Annotated in this window: 13 protein-coding genes; 6 read left to right on the plus strand and 7 right to left on the minus strand. The window is 63.3% G+C overall.

Translation table 11 applies throughout. From position 1 onward, the window contains the following. Window positions 1–33: 33 nt before the first annotated feature. The 4 genes from N6L26_RS09770 to N6L26_RS09785 all read right to left on the minus strand — a co-directional run bounded on the left by N6L26_RS09770 (window position 34) and on the right by N6L26_RS09785 (window position 12,005). Window positions 34–2,400, minus strand: a complete 2,367-nt coding sequence (locus N6L26_RS09770) for a putative bifunctional diguanylate cyclase/phosphodiesterase (protein WP_263605393.1) — start codon at window positions 2,398–2,400, stop codon at window positions 34–36. A 191-nt stretch (window positions 2,401–2,591) separates the two neighbouring features. Then, window positions 2,592–6,920 (minus strand): DNA-directed RNA polymerase subunit beta', encoded by a 4,329-nt coding sequence (rpoC, locus tag N6L26_RS09775; protein ID WP_263605394.1) that lies wholly within the window; start codon window positions 6,918–6,920, stop codon window positions 2,592–2,594. Window positions 6,921–6,979: 59 nt separating this feature from the next. Further along, window positions 6,980–11,200 (minus strand): DNA-directed RNA polymerase subunit beta, encoded by a 4,221-nt coding sequence (gene rpoB, locus N6L26_RS09780; RefSeq protein WP_263605395.1) that lies wholly within the window; start codon window positions 11,198–11,200, stop codon window positions 6,980–6,982. A 295-nt stretch (window positions 11,201–11,495) separates the two neighbouring features. After that, window positions 11,496–12,005: a YybH family protein gene (locus tag N6L26_RS09785; RefSeq protein ID WP_263605396.1), complete on the minus strand. Its 510-nt coding sequence runs from the start codon at window positions 12,003–12,005 to the stop codon at window positions 11,496–11,498. A gap of 378 nt (window positions 12,006–12,383) precedes the next feature. Between N6L26_RS09785 and N6L26_RS09790 the strand changes: the two genes are divergently transcribed. From N6L26_RS09790 to rplL, 3 genes are all read left to right on the plus strand, one after another. Then, window positions 12,384–13,112, plus strand: a complete 729-nt coding sequence (locus N6L26_RS09790) for a hypothetical protein (protein ID WP_263605397.1) — start codon at window positions 12,384–12,386, stop codon at window positions 13,110–13,112. A gap of 291 nt (window positions 13,113–13,403) precedes the next feature. Then, window positions 13,404–13,919, plus strand: coding sequence for a 50S ribosomal protein L10 (gene rplJ, locus N6L26_RS09795; RefSeq protein WP_253521785.1), 516 nt, complete (start codon window positions 13,404–13,406; stop codon window positions 13,917–13,919). Between the two features lie 83 nt (window positions 13,920–14,002). Then, window positions 14,003–14,377 carry a 50S ribosomal protein L7/L12 gene (gene rplL, locus N6L26_RS09800; protein WP_263605398.1) on the plus strand — a complete coding sequence of 125 codons (375 nt, stop codon included), beginning with the start codon at window positions 14,003–14,005 and terminating at the stop codon, window positions 14,375–14,377. 104 nt (window positions 14,378–14,481) lie between these two features. Here the strand turns inward: rplL and N6L26_RS09805 are convergent, their stop codons facing one another. Continuing rightward, window positions 14,482–14,805 (minus strand): DMT family transporter, encoded by a 324-nt coding sequence (locus N6L26_RS09805; protein WP_263605399.1) that lies wholly within the window; start codon window positions 14,803–14,805, stop codon window positions 14,482–14,484. 138 nt (window positions 14,806–14,943) lie between these two features. Here N6L26_RS09805 and N6L26_RS09810 point away from each other — a divergent pair, with 138 nt between their 5' ends. Continuing rightward, window positions 14,944–16,356, plus strand: a complete 1,413-nt coding sequence (locus tag N6L26_RS09810) for an MATE family efflux transporter (protein ID WP_263605400.1) — start codon at window positions 14,944–14,946, stop codon at window positions 16,354–16,356. A 1-nt stretch (window position 16,357) separates the two neighbouring features. Here the strand turns inward: N6L26_RS09810 and N6L26_RS09815 are convergent, their stop codons facing one another. Further along, on the minus strand, window positions 16,358–17,191 hold the full coding sequence (locus N6L26_RS09815; protein WP_263605401.1) for a mechanosensitive ion channel family protein: 834 nt from the start codon (window positions 17,189–17,191) through the stop codon (window positions 16,358–16,360). 225 nt (window positions 17,192–17,416) lie between these two features. On the opposite strand from N6L26_RS09815, the gene groES reads away from it, so the two are divergent. Further along, window positions 17,417–17,704, plus strand: coding sequence for a co-chaperone GroES (groES, locus tag N6L26_RS09820; protein WP_263605402.1), 288 nt, complete (start codon window positions 17,417–17,419; stop codon window positions 17,702–17,704). Between the two features lie 53 nt (window positions 17,705–17,757). Next, on the plus strand, window positions 17,758–19,407 hold the full coding sequence (gene groL, locus N6L26_RS09825; protein ID WP_263605403.1) for a chaperonin GroEL: 1,650 nt from the start codon (window positions 17,758–17,760) through the stop codon (window positions 19,405–19,407). 92 nt (window positions 19,408–19,499) lie between these two features. Here groL and N6L26_RS09830 read toward each other — a convergent pair whose 3' ends face one another. Next, entirely contained in the window at window positions 19,500–20,561 is a 1,062-nt protein-coding gene (locus N6L26_RS09830) for an endonuclease/exonuclease/phosphatase family protein (RefSeq protein WP_263605404.1), read from the minus strand. Window position 20,562: the final 1 nt, after the last annotated feature.

Below are 20,562 nucleotides of genomic sequence, written 5' to 3' on the forward strand. Positions count from 1 at the left end.
CCGATAGCCGAGGGGCGCGCGCTTGGCGAGAGGTCAGCTGGCCCGCGACGAGCGCCGCCTGAGCGCCGCCTCGCGCGCCTTGCGGTAATCGAGGATGCCGCTGGCGTCGCCCTGCATCGCCGCCTGGACCGCCGCGGGGGTGGCGAAGTTTTCGCCCGCGACCGGCTGGCAGATCAGATAGCCCTGCGCTTCCTGGCAGCCGAGCTTGCGCAGCAGGTCGAGCTGCGCACGCGTTTCGACGCCTTCGGCGGTCGCGGCCATGCCCAGCGCATCGGCCAGCCGCGTAATGCTGGAGACGATTGCCTGATTGTCCGCAGAGGCTTCGATCCCCTCGACGAAATCCTTGTCGATCTTGATCCGGTCGAAGGGGAAGCGGCGCAGATAGCTGAGCGAGGAATAGCCGATCCCGAAATCGTCGAGCGCGACCTTGGTGCCGAGCTCGCGCAGCTTTGCCAGATTGCCTTCGCACAGATCGCTGTTCTGCATCAGCACATGCTCGGTGATCTCGAATTCGACCCGGTGGGGCGCGATCCCGTGGGCATGGATTGCCTGCGCGACCACATCGGCAAGATGGGGGCTGCGCACCTGCGTCGGCGACAGGTTTATCGCGATACGGAAATTGCCTTCCCACTGCCCGGTTTCGGCCAGCGCCTGCCGGATGACCCATTCGCCGATGGGCACGATCATCCCGGTTTCCTCGGCCACGTCGAGGAAATCGTCCGGTTTCACGATTCCGCGCTTGGGATGGTACCAGCGCAGCAGCGCCTCGTAGCCCGCGACCTCGCCCGAATCGAGATCGATCACCGGCTGGTAATGGAGATGGAGCTGATTGCGGGCGAGCACTTCGCGCAGATCGGTTTCGATATCGCGCCGCTCGCGCGCCACCCGGTCGAGCTCCTCGTCGTAAAGCGCCAGCGTATCGCGGCCCTTGGCCTTGGCCGCGAAGAGCGCGATATCCGCGCGCCGCATCAGTTCTTCCGCATCGCTGTCGCCATCGGCGCCCTTGGCGATGCCGATGCTGCCCGAGATGCGATAGACTTGCCCATCGAGCTCGAAGGGGTCGCGGATCACCGAGAGGAAGCGATGCGCGCGTTCGATCAGCATACCCGCGCCCGCGCGCGTTTCGAGCAATACGGCGAATTCGTCCCCGCCCAGCCGAGCGACGAGATCCTGTCCGCGTACCTCCTGTTCGAGCCGGGTTCCGACTTCGCGCAGTAGCCGGTCCCCGACCAGATGGCCGCGGGTGTCGTTGACCGCCTTGAAATCGTCGAGGTCGAGATAGAACAGCACGACGTTGCGCACGCGGTCGTGCTGCGCCAGCGCGGCACGCAGCCGTTCGTTGAAGAGGTAGCGATTGGCGAGGCCGGTGAGGTTGTCGTAATGCGCCATAAAGGCGACGCGGTCCTCGATCAGCCGGTCGTTCGTGACGTCGCGCGCGACCCCGCTCATCCGGCCATCGCTGCGCGGGCGCGCCGACAGCTTCCAGTATCGCACCGCCCCGTCGACCCGGAGCTTGAGCACGAGATCGCGAAACCGGCTGCGCTCCATCAGATGGCGCGCGAGACGGTCGCGGTCGTCCCCCGGGGAGAACATGGCGATCAGCGGCGTGACTTCGAGCGCGTCTTCCGTCTTGCCTGCTGCCGCCGCGAACCGCGCGGGGACGTCGCGCAAATTGCCGCCGGCATCGACGGTCCACAGCCAGTCGGACGAATGCTCCTCGTAATCATACAGCAGCATGCGGACGGTGCCCGCCGCTTCGCGGCGGCTGATCTCTGCCTCGGCCCCGCTGATGATCTGCTTTTCCTGCTCGCGCGTCGAACCAAGCAGCGCGATGACGAACAACGCGAGCAGCGTCAGCGCGGGCCAGCCCGCACCGTCGGTCTGGATCCATGTCGCCGCGGTGATCGACACCGTCATCACGACGATATGGAAGACGGCCGCCTGCGGCGCAGTGCGATGGACCAGCAGGACCCCGCACAGGATCGCAATCGCAATGGCCGCCAGCACGGCGGCGTCGAACCCGGTCGCAACCGTGGCGAGAAAGGGAAAGATGGCCGCCCAGATCAACGAGCCGACCCATTGCAGCGCGATCAGCCGGCGCCAATGGCGCTGGAGTTCCCCCAGCGGAGCCTCCGCACAATCGAACTGCCGCTCGAGCAGGACATAGGTCACCAGCAGCGCGAGCTGCATTCCTGCCCAGCCGAGCAGGAATGCAAAGGGCACCTGCCCAAAAAAGGTGAACAGCAGCGCGGCGAGCGATCCGATCGTAGGCAGCAGCGCCAGCCGCGCCCCGGCCATGAAATCGTCCAGTCGGCGTGTCAGCAGCAGACGTCCCACCGCATCCGCCCCGGCAAGACCGGGCTCGGCACGCAGTTCGGTATCGGGCACGTCTGTGGCCACGAATTCCCCTCGGTCGTTGCCCACACCCCCGATGCGGCCACGCGGGTCACATCGTGCAACCCCCGCAACTCAAGGTCAAGTAACATGCGAAGCAGAGTTAATTAACGCGGCGCAAAGGCTGTTTGCCAAAGAAAAGGCCCCGCCGGATCGCTCCGGCGGGGCCCAATACCTTTATGCGATTTAGGCGCGGCTTATTCGCCGTCCTTGGCGTCCTCGTTGAGGTATTCGCCCGCATCGGCATCGGTGCCGTGCGTTTCGCCTTCCATCACTGCCAGCGGATCGTCGCCGATCGCCGCTTCGGGGCCCTGGGCGAGCTCCGCCGCGTGCTCTTCTTCGGCGGTCTGGGCAGCGATGATCGCTTCCTGTGCCTTCTTCCACTGGGCACGCAGCGCAGCATCGCGGCTGGTAGCGGTGATGCGCATGCGGTTCATGCCCGCGCCGGTACCGGCGGGGATGAGACGGCCCACGATCACGTTCTCCTTGAGCCCGACCAGCGTGTCCTTCTTGCCTTCGACCGCGGCCTGCGTGAGCACGCGCGTGGTTTCCTGGAACGAAGCGGCCGAGATGAACGAACGCGTCTGCAGCGAGGCCTTGGTGATGCCGAGCAGGATCGGGGTGCCCTTGGCGGGCTCCTTGTTCCGGCCGAGCTTGGCATTGGTCTCGTTGAGCTCTTCCAGATCGACCTGTTCGCCGGGCAGCAGCACGGTGTCGCCGCCGTCCTTGATCTCGACCTTCTGCAGCATCTGGCGAACAATCACCTCGATGTGCTTGTCGTTGATCTTCACGCCCTGGAGTCGATAGACTTCCTGGATTTCGGTGCAGAGATATTCAGCCAGCGCCTCGACGCCCAGGACTTCGAGGATGTCATGCGGGTTGGGCGAACCGGAAATCAGGGTGTCCCCCTTCTTCACGAAGTCGCCTTCCTGCACGTCGATCACCTTGGTCTTGGGGATCAGGTACTCGACTGCATCGCCTTCTTCCGGAACGATCGCGATCTTGCGCTTGGCCTTGTATTCCCGAACGAATTCGATCTTGCCCGAAATCTTGGCAATGACCGAATTGTCCTTCGGCAAGCGTGCTTCGAACAGCTCGGCAACCCGCGGCAGACCGCCGGTGATGTCGCGGGTTTTGGCAGCTTCGCGCGATGCACGGGCGAGGATGTCGCCGGCATCGACCTGCTGGTTGTCCTCGACCGAAAGCACGGTGCCCGGCGCCAGCATGTAGCGCGCGGCTTCCGTCTCGTCGCCCGCATCGTTGAACAGGGTCAGGCGCGGACGCAGATCCTCGTTCTTCTTGCGGCCCGACGTCTTCGTATCGATGACCACACGCTGCGCGATGCCAGTGGCATCGTCGACGCGCTCTTCCATGGTCGTACCGTCGATCAGGTCCTGGAATTTCGCCACGCCCGAAGTTTCGGTGATGATCGGCAGACTGAACGGATCCCATTCGGCCAGACGATCGCCTTCCTTCACCTTGCCGCCATCCTTGTGCATCAGCACGGTACCGTAGGGCACCTTGTGGATTTCGCGTTCGCGGCCCTCGGCGTCGATCACTGCCAGTTCGCCATTGCGGGCGAGCGACAGGATCCGGCCCTTCTTGTCGGTGATGGTGGGCATGTCGCGATAGACGACCTTGCCGTCCGACACGGCTTCGAGATGCGAAGTCTCGTTGAGCTGTGCGGCACCGCCGATATGGAAGGTACGCATGGTCAGCTGCGTGCCCGGTTCACCGATCGACTGGGCGGCGATGACGCCGACCGCCTCGCCGATGTTGACCGGCGTACCGCGGGCAAGATCACGACCGTAGCACTTGGCGCAGACGCCCTGCTGGGCTTCGCAGACCAGCGGCGAACGGATCTTGGCGACCTGCACTTCGGCTTCCTCGATGACCTTGATCATCGGCTCGTCGAGCAGCGTGCCCGCCTTGGCGATGACCTCGTCGGTCGCCGCGTTGACGATATCCTCGGCCACCGTGCGGCCCAGGATACGCTCGCCGAGCGACGCGATCACGCTACCGCCCTGGACGATGGCGCGCATGTCGAGCGAGTTGTCGGTCTTGCAGTCCTCGACCACGATGGTGCAGTCCTGCGACACGTCGACGAGGCGGCGGGTCAGGTAACCCGAGTTCGCCGTCTTCAACGCCGTATCCGCGAGACCCTTACGGGCGCCGTGGGTGGAGTTGAAGTATTCGAGGACGTTGAGGCCTTCCTTGAAGTTCGAGATAATCGGGTTTTCGATGATCTCGCCCGACGGCTTGGCCATCAGGCCGCGCATACCGGCGAGCTGCTTCATCTGCGCCGGGCTACCACGGGCACCGGAGTGCGCCATCATGTAGATCGAGTTGATCTCGGCCTGGACGCCGTCCTTGCCGATCGGGCGGGCCTTGATCTTTTCCATCATGGCATCGGCCACCTGGTCACCGCAACGGCTCCAGGCGTCGATCACCTTGTTGTACTTTTCCTGCTGGGTGATCAGGCCGTCCTGATACTGCTGTTCGTAATCGGCGACCATGTTCTTGGTCGTCTCGACCATTTCGATCTTCTCTTCGGGGATGATCATGTCATCCTTGCCGAAGGAGATGCCGGCCTTGAACGCGTGGCGGAAGCCGAGCGACATGATCGCGTCGGCGAACAGCACCGTGTCCTTCTGACCGGTGTGACGATAGACCTCGTCGATGACGTCGGCGATGTCCTTCTTGGTCAGCAGGCGGTTGACGATGTCGAACGGAACCTTGTGGTTCTTGGGCAGACATTCGCCGATCAGCATGCGGCCGGCAGTCGTTTCGAACCGCGACATCGCGATCTTGCCGGCCTCGTCCGCCTGCGGAACGCGGGCGAGGATCTTGGTGTGCAGCGAGACCTGCTTGGTCTCGAGCGCCTGGTGAACCTCGGCCATGTCCGAGAACATCTGCAGCTTTTCGACCTTGTTGCCGTCGCTGTCCTCGACGAATTCGGGCGTCTTCTCCTGCCGCTCCATCGAGAGGTAGTAGAGACCCAGGACCATGTCCTGCGACGGCACGATGATCGGCTTGCCGTTGGCGGGCGAGAGGATGTTGTTGGTCGACATCATCAGCACGCGCGCTTCGAGCTGGGCTTCCAGCGAAAGCGGGACGTGGACGGCCATCTGGTCGCCATCGAAGTCGGCGTTGAAGGCGGCGCAGACCAGCGGGTGCAGCTGGATTGCCTTGCCTTCGATCAGGACCGGCTCGAACGCCTGGATGCCGAGACGGTGAAGCGTCGGCGCGCGGTTGAGAAGCACGGGGTGTTCGCGGATGACTTCATCCAGAATGTCCCAGACTTCCTTGCGCTCCTTCTCGACCCACTTCTTCGCCTGCTTGAGGGTCATCGAGAGACCCTTGGCATCGAGACGGGCGTAGATGAACGGCTTGAACAGCTCGAGCGCCATCTTCTTGGGCAGGCCGCACTGGTGCAGCTTGAGTTCGGGACCGGTCACGATGACCGAACGGCCCGAATAGTCGACGCGCTTACCCAGAAGGTTCTGACGGAAGCGGCCCTGCTTGCCCTTGAGCATGTCGGACAGCGACTTCAGCGGACGCTTGTTGGCGCCCGTGATCACGCGGCCACGGCGGCCGTTGTCGAACAATGCGTCGACGGCTTCCTGCAGCATGCGCTTTTCATTGCGGACGATGATGTCCGGCGCGCGCAGTTCCATCAGCCGCTTGAGGCGGTTGTTACGGTTGATCACCCGGCGATACAGGTCGTTGAGATCCGAGGTCGCGAAACGGCCACCGTCGAGCGGCACCAGCGGGCGCAGTTCGGGCGGAATGACCGGCACGACTTCGAGGATCATCCATTCGGGGCGGTTGCCGCTTTCGATGAAGCTTTCGACGACCTTCAGGCGCTTGATGATCTTGGCCGGCTTGAGCTTCGACTTGGTCGTCGCGAGCTCTTCCAGAAGATCGGTCTTTTCCTGCTCGAGATCGAGATCCATCAGCATGGTCTTGACCGCGGCGGCACCGATATCGGCGGTGAAGGCGTCCTCACCATATTCGTCCTGCGCTTCGAGCAGTTCGTCCTCGGTGAGGAGCTGGAACTTCTCGAGCGGCGTCAGGCCGGGTTCGGTGACGATGTAGCTTTCGAAATACAGCACGCGCTCAAGCTGCTTGAGCTGCATGTCGAGCAGCAGGCCGATGCGCGAAGGCAGCGACTTGAGGAACCAGATATGCGCGACCGGCGCGGCCAGTTCGATATGGCCCATGCGTTCGCGGCGGACCTTGGTCACGGTCACTTCGACGCCGCACTTTTCGCAGACGACGCCCTTGTACTTCATGCGCTTGTACTTGCCGCACAGGCATTCGTAATCCTTCACCGGACCGAAGATGCGCGCGCAGAACAGGCCGTCGCGTTCGGGCTTGAACGTGCGGTAATTGATCGTTTCGGGCTTCTTGATCTCGCCGAAGGACCACGAGCGGATGCGCTCGGGGCTGGCGATGCCGATCTGGATCTCGTCGAAGGTTTCGGGCTTCGCGAGCTGGTTGGTGAATTTGGTCAGTTCGTTCATGACTTATTCCCTTAGCGGGTGAATTCCTTGGGGCGGTGGTGGGGAGCGCTAGGCTCCCCTTATTCCGCCGCGATCGCGAGGCCGTCGTCGTCCTCGTCGCCTTCGCTGAGCGACTTGAGTTCGACATTCAGACCCAGGCTGCGCATTTCCTTGACGAGCACGTTGAAGCTCTCCGGAATGCCCGCCTCGAAGGTATCGTCACCCTTGACGATCGCTTCGTAGACCTTGGTCCGCCCGATCACGTCATCCGACTTCACGGTGAGGATTTCCTGCAGCGTGTAGGCGGCGCCGTAGGCCTGGAGCGCCCAGACCTCCATTTCCCCGAAGCGCTGGCCACCGAATTGCGCCTTACCGCCCAGCGGCTGCTGGGTGACGAGGCTGTAGGGGCCGATCGAACGGGCGTGGATCTTGTCGTCGACGAGATGGTGCAGCTTGAGCATGTAGATGATGCCCACGGTGACCTTGCGGTCGAAGGCTTCACCCGTGCGTCCGTCGAACAATACCGACTGGCCCGAGCTGTGCAGACCGGCCTTTTCAAGCTCGATCGTCACATCGCCTTCGCGCGCACCGTCGAATACCGGCGTGCCCATCGGGACACCCGTCGTCAGATTGCCCGCCAGCTCGATCACTTCGGCGGTCGACCGGTTGTCGATCGCGTCGTGATACTGCTCGCCGTAGACTTCCTTCAGACGGTCGATGATCGCTTCGGGCGGCTTGGCCTTGGCGTAATCTTCCGACGCATTCGGATTGGCGCGCTTCCAATCCTCGAGCTGCTCGCCGATCTGGTGACCCAGATTGCGGGCCGCCATGCCGAGGTGCGTCTCGAAGATCTGACCGACGTTCATACGCGAGGGCACGCCAAGCGGGTTGAGCACGATATCGACCGGGGTCCCGTCCTCGAGAAAGGGCATGTCTTCCTGCGGCAGGATGCGCGAAATCACACCCTTGTTCCCGTGACGGCCGGCCATCTTGTCGCCCGGCTGCAGCTTGCGCTTCACCGCGACGAAGACCTTGACCATCTTGAGCACGCCCGGAGCGAGTTCGTCGCCGCGTTCGAGCTTTTCCTTACGGTCTTCGAACTTCTCTTCGATGAACTTGACCGCCTCGTCATACTGCGACTTGACCGCTTCAAGCTGCGCCTGGCGGCCATCGTCGGCCACGGCGAACTTGAACCATTCGTGCCGGTCGATCTCCTCGAGCAGCTCTTCGCTGATCTCGGTGCCCTTCTTGACGCCCTTGGGCGCTGCCGAAGCCGTCTGGCCCGTGAGCATGTCGCGCAGGCGGTTGTAGGTCGCCCGGTTGAGGATCGCACGTTCGTCGTTCGAGTCCTTGCGGAGACGTTCGATTTCCTCGTTCTGGATCGCGCGGGTACGGTCGTCGATCTCGATGCCGTGACGGTTGAACACGCGCACTTCGACGACGGTCCCGGCAACACCCGGCGGCAGGCGAAGCGAGGTGTCGCGCACATCGCTGGCCTTTTCACCGAAGATGGCGCGGAGGAGCTTTTCTTCCGGCGTCATCGGGCTTTCGCCCTTGGGCGTGATCTTGCCCGCCAGGATATCGCCCGGGTGCACTTCGGCGCCGATGTAGACGATGCCCGCTTCGTCGAGGTTGCGCAGCGCTTCCTCGCCGACATTGGGAATGTCGCGGGTGATGTCTTCGGGCCCGAGCTTGGTGTCGCGCGCCATGACTTCGAATTCCTCGATATGGATCGAGGTGAAGACGTCGTCCTTCACGATGCGCTCGGAGATGAGGATACTATCCTCGTAGTTGTAGCCGTTCCAGGGCATGAAGGCGACGAGGCTGTTACGGCCCAGCGCCAGCTCGCCGAGATCGGTCGAAGGACCGTCGGCGATGATGTCGCCCGGCTCGACCGTCTCGCCCACCTTCACCAGCGGACGCTGGTTGATGCAGGTGTTCTGGTTCGAACGCTGGAACTTCTGCAGCGTGTAGATGTCGACGCCAGACTGGCCGGCTTCGACATCGCCGATCGCGCGGATGACGATACGCGTCGCGTCGACCTGGTCGACGATGCCGCCGCGGGTCGCAGCGATCGCCGCGCCGCTGTCACGCGCTACGGTTTCTTCCATGCCGGTACCGACAAAGGGCGCCTCGGCCTTGACCAAGGGCACAGCCTGGCGCTGCATGTTCGAGCCCATCAGTGCGCGGTTGGCGTCATCGTTTTCCAGGAACGGAATGAGCGATGCAGCAACCGAGACGAGCTGCTTGGGCGACACGTCCATCAGCGTGATGGTTTCGCGCGGTGCCATGAGGTTGTCGCCATCGTGGCGGGCCGAAACCAGCTCTTCCACGAACGAGCCATCGTCGTTGAGATCGGCCGATGCCTGCGCAACGGTGTGCTTCTGTTCTTCCATCGCCGAAAGATAGACCACCTCTTCGGTGACCTTGCCGTCGAGGACCTTGCGATACGGCGTTTCGATGAAGCCGTACTTGTTGACGCGCGCAAAGGTCGAGAGCGAGTTGATCAGGCCGATGTTCGGGCCTTCGGGCGTTTCAATCGGGCAGATACGGCCATAGTGCGTCGGGTGAACGTCGCGGACTTCGAAGCCGGCGCGCTCACGCGTAAGACCGCCGGGGCCAAGCGCCGAGACGCGGCGCTTGTGGGTGACTTCCGACAGCGGATTGGTCTGGTCCATGAACTGCGAGAGCTGCGAGGAACCGAAGAACTCGCGCACGGCAGCCACGGCAGGCTTCGCGTTGATCAGATCGTTCGGCATCACGGTCGAGACATCGACCGAGCTCATGCGTTCCTTGACCGCGCGTTCCATGCGCAGCAGGCCCACGCGATACTGGTTTTCGAGCAGTTCGCCGACCGAACGCACACGGCGGTTGCCGAGATTGTCGATGTCGTCGACGTCGCCCTTGCCGTCCTTGAGGTCGACCAGTTCCTTGACCACGGCGAGGATGTCTTCCTTGCGCAGCGTGGTCACGGTGTCTTCGGCGTCGAGTTCGAGACGCATGTTGAGCTTGACGCGGCCGACGGCGGAAAGATCGTAGCGCTCGCTATCGAAGAACAGACCTTCGAACAGCGCTTCGGCGGTTTCCTTGGTCGGCGGTTCGCCCGGACGCATGACCTTGTAGATCGCTTCGAGACCCTCGTCGCGGTTCTCGGCCTTGTCGACCTGCAGCGTGTTGCGGATCCACGGGCCGGTGGTGACGTGATCGACGTCGAGCAGGACCATCGAATCCACGCCCGCGGCGTCGAGCACTTCGAGGTTCTCGGCCGAAACTTCCTCGCCCGCTTCGATGTAGATGCGGCCGGTCTTCTCGTCGATCATGTCGCGGCTGGCATAGCGGCCGAAGATTTCCTCGGTCGGCAGCAGCAGCGTTTCAAGACCATCCTTGGCGGCCTTGTTGGCGGCACGCGGGCTGATCTTCTGGCCGGCGGCGAAGACTTCCTCGCCGGTCTTGGCATCGACCAGCGCGAAGGCCGGCTTCTGGCCACGCCAGTTTTCGGGGACGAAGGGTATATTCCAGCCTTCGCCCTTTTTGCCGGTTGCGCGCTTCCAGATGACGGTCTCGTAGAAATGCGCGAGGATGTCTTCACTATCGAGGCCAAGCGCATACAGCAGCGCGGTGACCGGCAGCTTGCGCTTGCGGTCGATCCGGACGTTGACGATGTCCTTGGCGTCGAATTCGAAATCGAGCCACGAACCGCGATAGGGAATGATGCGGGCGGCGAACAGCAACTTGCCCGAGGAATGCGTCTTGCCGCGGTCGTGGTCGAACAGCACACCCGGCGAACGGTGCATCTGCGACACGATCACGCGCTCGGTACCGTTGATCACGAAGGTGCCATTGCCGGTCATGAGCGGCATATCGCCCATGTAGACATCCTGCTCCTTGATATCGAGGACCGAGCGGGTCTCGGTTTCCTGGTCGACCTCGAACACGATCAGGCGCAACGTGACCTTCATCGGCGCGGCATAGGTGATCCCACGCTGGCGGCATTCGACAATGTCGTATTTCGGCGCTTCGAGTTCGTAGTGGACGAAGTCGAGTTCGGCGGTACCGGCGAAGTCGCGGATCGGGAACACCGAGCGCAGCGTCTTCTCGAGGCCGGAGACGTAATCGATCTCCTTGTTCGAGCGCAGGAACTGTTCGTAGCTCTCGCGCTGCACCTCGATCAGGTTAGGCATATCGACGACTTCGTGGATGTCGCCGAAGATCTTGCGGATCCGGCGTTTCGCCGTGCCCTGCGCATTTGCTCCGCGTGCCTTCTTGGGGGACTTCGCGGGAGCTTTCGCCTTGGTAGCCATAAGGGGTACGTACCTCTTCTCGTGTGCGCCGGTCCCGTGCGGGAAGACCGGTGATTGTTTCTCATGCGCGTGAGATCCATGGTCGGGACGCGAAAAGGCCGCAGCGTATGGCACACCGGTTGCGGTGGCTGCTGCAGCTTCTCGAGCGTCGCGATTATGGAAACGCCGCTTCCATCCTGTGTCCGATTCCCGCGCATGAATCGGACTCGCTCGAAGCGTGCGGTCGGAGCAGCATGTAGGAATTGCCCCCGCGCCTGTCAAACGCGGAATCTATCGGGCCGGATTGTCGTGTGGCTCAACCCTCCGCGCGGGCGCTCCACATCATCCGCTCGATCCTCCAGTGACCTGCGGCATCGGGGCGGGCGTGGATGATGTAATGGCCGCGCTGTGCGATGCGGGTGCCGTCGAAGACGAAGGCGATTTCGCTGTAGCCAGTGATCGCAGCCAGCGCGACCGAACCTTCGACATCGATCGTGCGATGGTCGATATATTCGATTCTGGTCGGCGGGGCGCCTTCGGGAAACCAGAAGCCGCGCAATTCCTCTATCCCGGACAGCGGGCCGCCGCCGCGCCCGGGATAAACGATCGCATCGGGCGCGAACAGCTTCAGCAGCGCCTCCGCCTGCGCCTCGGTACCATCCTCGCGCCAAGCTTTGACATAGGCCCGGTCGAGCGAATGCAGCGCCTCGCGATCCCCTGCGGTCAGCCCCCCGATCCGCACTTCGGTAGGGACGGGCGCATCGGCGGCGGACCCGGAACAGGCCGCCAGACCAAAGGCCGCCACCAGGGGCGCCAGGCGATACATACAGTTCCTCCTTCGATCCAAGGACGCGGTGGCCGATCCGACCCGCAGGGTCGAAACCTCCTCCACCAATGACCGCCAGCACCCGGCGAATGGCATGACCCAACCGACCCCACCGAATTCGGTATGGTCGATTGACGATAATTGGCAGCGTTGTCATATCGAAACTCGATAAGGGGAACCACCTATCTTTCCCCTCATAGTCAACGGCTTGCATGCCGCCAACCAGCGCAATCGGGTTGTCGCCGAATTGCGGGCACTTTTCTTTCTGCCCAGGTGTATCAGGATGGGACAATCTGATGGCGCGGCCGCGCCGCCGCCATTATTGCCATGCGGTCGGGCGAGCCGATAATCTATTCCGAAACCGGGGGGACCGACACGATGACCACTTTCCTATCCGCATTCGGTACCGTTCATACGCGAAGTCTCGCCTTTGCGGCGGCGCTGCCGCTCGTCGCGGCGATCCCACTGGTGGCCGAGTTCATCCAGCACGTCGTCGAAATGCGCAGCGGCATGTATGCTGGTCCCGAAGTGGCGCAGGCGCTTGAAGGCGACCCGGACCGGATGATCGCCGGATTTTTCAAGACGGTCGCGTTGGGCCTGCCTGCCTATTTCCTCATTCGCTGGCTGCATACGCAAGGCGATCGCGCCTTCGCGTCGCGGCTCGACAAGCGCGCAGTGACGCTGTTCGCCCTGGTCATTGCGCTGCAGGCGCTGCTCGCCTGGCTCGGGCTCTATGTCTGGACCGAAGGACCGATGAGTATCGGCTTCTTTGTCTTTGGCCTGATCTTCATGCCGCTGATCGTGCGCTTTGTCGTCGCTGCGCCGCTGGGTAGCTTCATCAGTCCGCTGCAGTCGATCCGCGTGATGGCGCCAGACGCGCTGTTCGCGATCCTTTTCCCGCTGATTGCGATACTTCCACTGATGGTGCTGCATTATGCGCTGGGGATCGGCGCGATCTTCGTCGAAAGCACGGCGCTGAAATGGGGGATGCTGGCGCTCGATAGCGTTGTCACCGCAGGGCTCGCGCTGGTGATGATCGCTGCCCAATATGTGACCGCCACACGCCCCGCACCGATCGAAGCGTCATCCGGGTCCGTCGCGGGATAGCGCCAAACGCTTGACAGAATCGTCCAAATCCTTAGAGGCCCGCGGTCGAACGGCGGGTCTCTTTTGATTCCACCCGTTCATCCGTCCGAGACAGTTGGTGAAGGCGAATTGGCGCCTTCTTAATTTCCAGCCTAGGCGGGGACAGAGATTTCCGGTGCTTCGGCACCGTTTCGCGCCACCAGGCGCACTCCTTCCCCATCAACGGACTCGCCCGTTCCGGTTCGCCGGGGCGGACAAACGTAGCCGGTCGCGGCGGGTCTTCCCGGCGTGGCCATAGTGAAGGAGTATGGCATGGATCGTTCGCAGAAAACCGATGCGGTCGCCCAGCTCAACGAAGTCTTCGCCCAGTCCGGCGTGGTGGTCGTCACCCGCAATCTGGGGCTTACGGTGGATCAGTCCACCGAACTGCGTACGAAGATGCGTGAAGCCGGTGCGTCCTACAAGGTTGCCAAGAACCGTCTCGCCAAGCTCGCCCTGAAGGACACCGACTATACAGGTCTCGAAGAGTACCTGACCGGTCCGACCGCCCTTGGTTATTCCGAGGATCCGGTTGCTGCGGCGAAAGCCGTGGTGGAGTTCGCCAAGACCACCGACAAGATTGAAATCGTCGGTGGTTCGATGGGCGCGCAGAAGCTCGACGAAGCAGGGGTTCGGGCGCTTGCCTCGATGCCCAGCCTCGACGAACTTCGTGGCACTATCGTGGGCCTCCTCAACGCGCCGGCAACCAAGGTTGTCCGCACGATCAAGGAACCCACGTCGATGCTTGCACGCGTTGTTGGCGCCTATGGCGCCAAGGAAGCCGCGTAAGAGCTGGTTCGACGTACGAACACACATTCATCGGGGCATTCGTCCATCAGGACACCCCGGCCTTATATTTGGAGTGAAACATCATGGCCGATATCGCCAAGCTTGTTGAAGAACTGTCGAAGCTGACCGTCATGGAAGCCGCTGAGCTTGCCAAGGCACTTGAAGAAGAGTGGGGCGTGAGCGCCGCCGCTGCTGTTGCTGTTGCTGGCCCCGCCGCCGGCGGCGATGCCCCCGCAGCCGAAGAAAAGGACGAATTCGATGTCGTCCTGACCGGCGACGGTGGCAAGAAGATCCAGGTCATCAAGGAAGTCCGCGCCATCACCGGTCTGGGCCTCTCGGAAGCCAAGGCTCTCGTCGAAGGCGCGCCCAAGCCCGTCAAGGAAGGCGTCAACAAGGCAGAAGCCGAAGAAATCAAGGGCAAGATCGAAGCAGCCGGCGGTACCGTCGAGCTCAAGTAAGCTACTGCCCGTTTGGGCGCTTACGCTTCGATCTCGCGTGCGAGATCACGGAAGGGCGGTGCCGTAAGGCGCCGCCCTTTTCGTGTGTCGGGGTGGCGCGCTCGCTAGGTCGTGGTCGTGACTCGCAAACCGATCGCGCCGACCAGCACCATGGCGATGCACGCATACTGGATCGCGCCAAGTTTCTCGTCGAACGCCAAGACCCCGATCGCCGCCGCGGCGACGATGCCCACGCCCGCCCATATCGCGTAGACGATCCCGACGGGCAGGACCTTCATCGCCGGCGCGAGCACCCAGAAGCAGGCCGAATAGCACGCGATCGACAGCGCCCCCCAATGCCATTTCTCGAAGCCGTCCGACAGCTTGAGCAGAAAGGTGCCCGTTACCTCCAATGTGATGGCGAGGCCGAGATATATCCATGCGTTCATAGCGGGTGTTCCTGTGTGGGGAATGGCGATCGGGCCGCGAAAAGTGTGCCTCTATGGCTGCACCGACAGGACGAATTCAAGCCATAGGCCAGATCGCGATTGGCGTCGGCACCCCTCGCCCCTATCCGGTCCGGCTGCATGACGAACGCAACCGCCATGGAGCCCACGCCTCCTGGCGGTGATGGCTGGCGCACCGAGCTGCGCGCGACGCTGCGGCTGAGCTGGCCGCTGGCGGCCGCAAACCTGTTGCAGATGCTGACCTATGCCATCGACGTGATCTTCATCGCGCGGCTGGGCGAGGACCAGCTAGCTGCCTCGGCGCTGGCAATCGCGCTGTTCGGCCTCGTGCTGTGGGCGCTTTCGGGCCTGACCGGGGCGGTGGCGCCGGTGGCGGCTGCCGAGCTGGGCGAACGGGCCCCCGCGCTGCGTCCGGTCCGGAGGACGGTGCGCATGGCATTATGGCTGGCGTTGTTCTCGGGTGTGGCCGGCATCGGTGTGTGCCTGCTGCTCGGCCCGCTGATGCGCGTGACCGGGCAGCAACCGCAGATCATCGCGATGGCGATCGAATACAACTCGCTCCTGGTGCTCAGCCTGGTGCCGATGCTGTTCTGTAATGTGCTGCGCAGCTTCGTCTCCACGCTCGACCGGCCGATCTTCGCCACCGCGATTACTGCGGGCGGCATCTTCGTCAATGCGCTGGCCAATTACGCTTTCATCTTCGGCAATCTGGGCGCGCCCGAGCTGGGGCTGCAGGGCGCCGCCGTGGCGACGATCCTCACCACGCTGACCACGCTGGGCGCCTATGTGGTCGCGATCCGGCTGGACCCCAAGCTCCACCGTTACCGCGTGTTCGGACGGTGGTGGTCGCCCGACTGGGCGCGCTTCATGCACATCGTCCGCGTGGGCACGCCAATCGCGCTGACCATCACCGCCGAGGCGGGCATCTTCGGCGCGGCCGCTTTCCTGATGGGCAATATCGGCGCGAGCGAACTGGCTGCGCACACGGTGGCGCTGCAGATCGCGGCGCTGGCGTTCCAGGTGCCCTTCGGCGTCGGTCAGGCAGCGACGATCCGGGTGGGCTATTTCTATGGCGCACGCGATCCGGAGGGGGTCAAGCGCGCGGGATGGACCGCGATCATTGTCGGTACGGGCTTCATGGCGCTGACCGCGCTGGCGATGGTGGTGATACCCAAGCCGCTGATCGCGATCTATGTCGATCCTTGGGACCCGAAGAATGCCGTGCTGGTTGGCTTCGCGCTGCAATATATCGTCATCGCCGCGGCCTTCCAGCTGTTCGACGGGATGCAGGCGGTCGCCGCAGGCGCGCTGCGCGGGCTGCAGGACACCCGCATCCCGATGTGGATCGCCGCCTTCGCCTATTGGGTCCCGGGGATCGGCACCGCTCTGGTGCTGGGCTTCTACACCCCGCTGCAGGGCATCGGCGTATGGATCGGGCTGGCGACCGGGCTGACCGTGGCCGCCGCGCTGCTCGGCTGGCGCTGGCACCGGCGCGAGGCGCTGGGATTGACCCGGCACCCGCTGAAGGCATAGCTCAGGCGGCGCGCTGCACCACCTCGCGCTGCGGGAACGGGATGGAAATGCCGACATCGTCGAAGCGCGCCTTGACCGCTTCGGTGAGGTCCCATGACAGGCCGAGATAGTCGGCCGTGCCGCACCACACACGCAGACCGATACCGACCGAACTGTCATCGAGCGAGCTGACGAAGGTGACCGGTTCGGGTTCGGACAATACACGGTCGTCGGTCAGTGCCAGCTTCAACAGCTCTTCGCGCGCGCGCTGCATGCTGTCGCCATAGGCAATACCCACGACCAGCTCAAGCCGCCGGTTCGGATGGCGGTGAAAATTGACGATCGCCTGGTTCCACAACTGCGAATTGGGCACCATGACGAACAGTCCGTCGAACTGCTTGAGTTCGGTAGTAAACAGGCCGATCTGCTGGACTGTGCCGGTCACCGATCCGGCCGAGATCGCCTCGCCCACCTTGAACGGCTTCTGGACGAGGATCATCACGCCCGAGGCGACATTGCTGAGGGTCCCCTGCAACGCGAGGCCGACCGCGAGCGCCATGCCGCCGAGCGCCGCGAGGATGCTGGTGGTTTCCACTCCAAACTGCGCGAGCACGGTGACCAGCACCACCGCCCAGAGAGCGTATTTCACGATGCTCGAGAGGAAGTTGGCCACTGTGGGCTCGAACCGCGGCGAGCGCGTCATCGCGCGTTCCGCCCAGCGCGAAAGCACCCCCGCAAGCAGCAGGCCGATGACCAGCACCGCGAAAGCACCCGCGATATCCATCATGTGCAACCGCAGCCACAGCCAGATCTGTTCGGGAATCGTCAGTGCGGAAATGGCTTGGTCGGTCGTCATTCGTGGGCGGCCCTTTATCGCGGCATATTCATATCGGTCCGGGTCGGCCCATCGGGGATCGGCCAACCCGCTTCGCCACCCCCAACGCAGCACTGGCGCAAGAGTTCATTTTTTGCTCGCCGACCCGTTGACTCTGCAAACCCGCGCACCCAAATGCCCCGTGCTGGCACTCTCACCGAGTGAGTGCCAACATTCATTTCAACTCTTAGAAGAGAGGTCATCATCATGGCATTTCGTCCGCTGCACGACCGCGTACTGGTCCGTCGCATCGAAGCCGAAGAAAAGACCGCCGGCGGGATCATCATTCCCGACAGCGCCCAGGAAAAGCCGAGCGAAGGCGAAATCGTCGCTGTCGGTTCGGGCGCCAAGGCGGAAGACGGCACGGTCACCGCGCTCGACGTCAAGGCCGGCGACCGCGTTCTGTTCGGCAAGTGGTCCGGCACCGAGGTCAAGCTCGACGGCGAAGACCTGCTGATCATGAAGGAAAGCGACATCATGGGGATCATCGGCTGATCGCCGGATCCTGACGCTTTCCACCAGACACACGAATTCCAGGAGAAACACCAATGGCAGCCAAGGACGTAAAGTTCGGCCGCGACGCGCGCGAAGGCATCCTGCGCGGCGTCGATACCCTCGCCAATGCCGTCAAGGTCACGCTCGGCCCCAAGGGCCGCAATGTCGTGATCGACAAGAGCTTCGGCGCCCCGCGCATCACCAAGGACGGCGTCACCGTCGCCAAGGAAATCGAACTTAAGGACAAGTTCGAGAACATGGGCGCGCAGATGATCAAGGAAGTCGCATCGAAGGCGAACGACGCCGCCGGTGACGGCACCACCACCGCCACCGTGCTGGCACAGTCGATCGTGACCGAAGGCATGAAGTCGGTCGCCGCGGGCATGAACCCGATGGACCTCAAGCGCGGCATCGACCTCGCCGTCATCAAGGTCGTCGAAGACCTCAAGAGCCGTTCGAAGGACGTGTCCGGCAGCGAAGAAATCGCCCAGGTCGGCGTGATCTCCGCGAATGGCGACCGTGAAGTCGGCGAAAAGATCGCCGAAGCCATGGAAAAGGTCGGCAAGGAAGGCGTGATCACCGTCGACGAATCGAAGGGTCTCGAATTCGAGCTCGAAACCGTCGAAGGCATGCAGTTCGACCGCGGCTATCTCAGCCCGTACTTCATCACCAACCCGGACAAGATGACGGTCGAACTCGAAAACCCGTATATCCTGATCCATGAAAAGAAGCTGTCGAACCTGCAGGCAATGCTGCCCGTGCTCGAAGCGGCTGTTCAGAGCGGTCGCCCGCTGCTGATCATCGCCGAAGACATCGAAGGCGAAGCGCTGGCCACCCTCGTGGTCAACAAGCTGCGCGGCGGCCTCAAGGTTGCAGCGGTCAAGGCTCCGGGCTTCGGCGATCGCCGCAAGGCCATGCTGCAGGACATCGCGATCCTGACGCAGGGCGAGATGATCTCGGAAGACCTCGGCATCAAGCTCGAGAACGTGACCCTCGGCATGCTCGGCGAAGCCAAGCGCGTCACCATCGACAAGGACAACACCACGATTGTCGACGGTGCCGGTGACGAAGGCGACATCAAGGCGCGCGTGTCGGAAATCCGCACCCAGATCGACAACACCAGCAGCGACTACGACCGCGAGAAGCTCCAGGAGCGTCTCGCCAAGCTCGCCGGCGGTGTGGCCGTGATCAAGGTCGGCGGTGCCACCGAAATCGAAGTCAAGGAACGCAAGGACCGCGTCGACGACGCGCTGCACGCGACCCGCGCAGCCGTCGAAGAAGGCATCGTCCCGGGCGGCGGTACCGCGCTGCTCTACGCCATCAAGGCACTGGACGGTCTCGAAGGCAGCAATGACGACCAGACCCGCGGCATCGACATCATCCGTCGTGCGCTGCAGTCCCCGGTTCGCCAGATTGCCACGAATGCGGGCCATGACGGTGCCGTGGTCGCAGGCAAGCTGACCGACGCCAACGACATGTCGCTCGGCTTCAACGCGGCGACCGACACCTATGAAGACCTGGTCAAGGCCGGCGTCATCGACCCGACCAAGGTCGTGCGCACCGCGCTGCAGGACGCCGCTTCGGTGGCCGGCCTGCTGATCACCACCGAAGCCGCAATCGTCGAGAAGCCCGACGACAAGGCAGCCGCTCCGGCAATGCCCGACATGGGCGGCATGGGCGGTATGGGCGGCATGGGCTTCTAAGCTCACCCGACCACCGGACAGACAAGAGGCCCGGCGGGAGCGATCCTGCCGGGCCTTTTTACTGGCTCACCGCGCGCTGGAGAACGCGCGACCTACAACCCTGGCGCGGCGGGGGTCTCCGGTGCGAACACTCCCTCGATATCGGCATCGGCAGACATCGGATCGACGCAGACCCGCGCGATCAGGGGGAGGTGATCGGAGCCCACGTCGTCGCCGATCACCAGATCTTCCACCTTGACCCCGTCCTTGACGAAGATCTGATCGAGCGGCCAACCGATCCAGGCATAGTCGGCGGGGAAGGTCGCAAAGCTGCCCCGACCCGCGCGCGGATCGCGATAGCCGCCTTCGCGGGCGAAACGCGCGGTGGTTTTCGACCATGGGACATCGTTGAAATCGCCGATCGCGAGCACGTTCGAAAGGCCGTCGGGTGTGCGCGCACCCGCCCGCGCGATATTCGCATCCCGGCTTTCGGTCGATTGCCCCGGCAGCGGCGGACGCGGGTGGAGGCCGATCAGTTCGAACCGCGCGCCATCTTCCATGCGCATGGTGGCATAGAGCGTCGGGGTATTGGAACTGGTGTTGGCGACCATCTCGGCGCGGTCGACGGTCAGCCGGGTGGCGAAGGCCATGCCGTATTTGTTGCGGAGCGGCTGGTCGAGCCGATAGCCATAGCGCGCCAATTGCGGTTCGAGCGCATCGAGCCACGGCTGGTGGGTTTCCATCAGCAACAGGATATCGGGATCGACCCGCTCGATCAGCGTCGCGGTGTCATCATAGCGGTCGTTGTCCTGCAGCACATTGAACGACAGCAGCCGCGCACAGCTCATCCCGTCGACCTCGTCGGGCAGGGGGACCTGCGCAGTGGCGAGGAAGCTATAGGGCCACAGACGCCACATATTGATACCGATGGTGATCGCCGCGAGACCCAGCACCACCGCCCGTTTGCGCGACAGGATCAGGCCCAGCACCGCCAGCGCGGCGGCCAGATAGACCGACGGCTCGCGCAGCATGTCGAGCATGCGCACCGAACCGCGATTGGTATCGAGCAGCGATATCAGCGCCGCGATGGCGAGCAGCGCAAGCAGGCCGATGACCAGCCTCGCCCCGATCATACGGCTGCGTGAGCGGGCGCCGTTCCGTTGGTCGAGAGCCATC

It is taken from the genome of Qipengyuania sp. SS22 (assembly GCF_025736935.1).
Lineage (GTDB): Bacteria > Pseudomonadota > Alphaproteobacteria > Sphingomonadales > Sphingomonadaceae > Qipengyuania.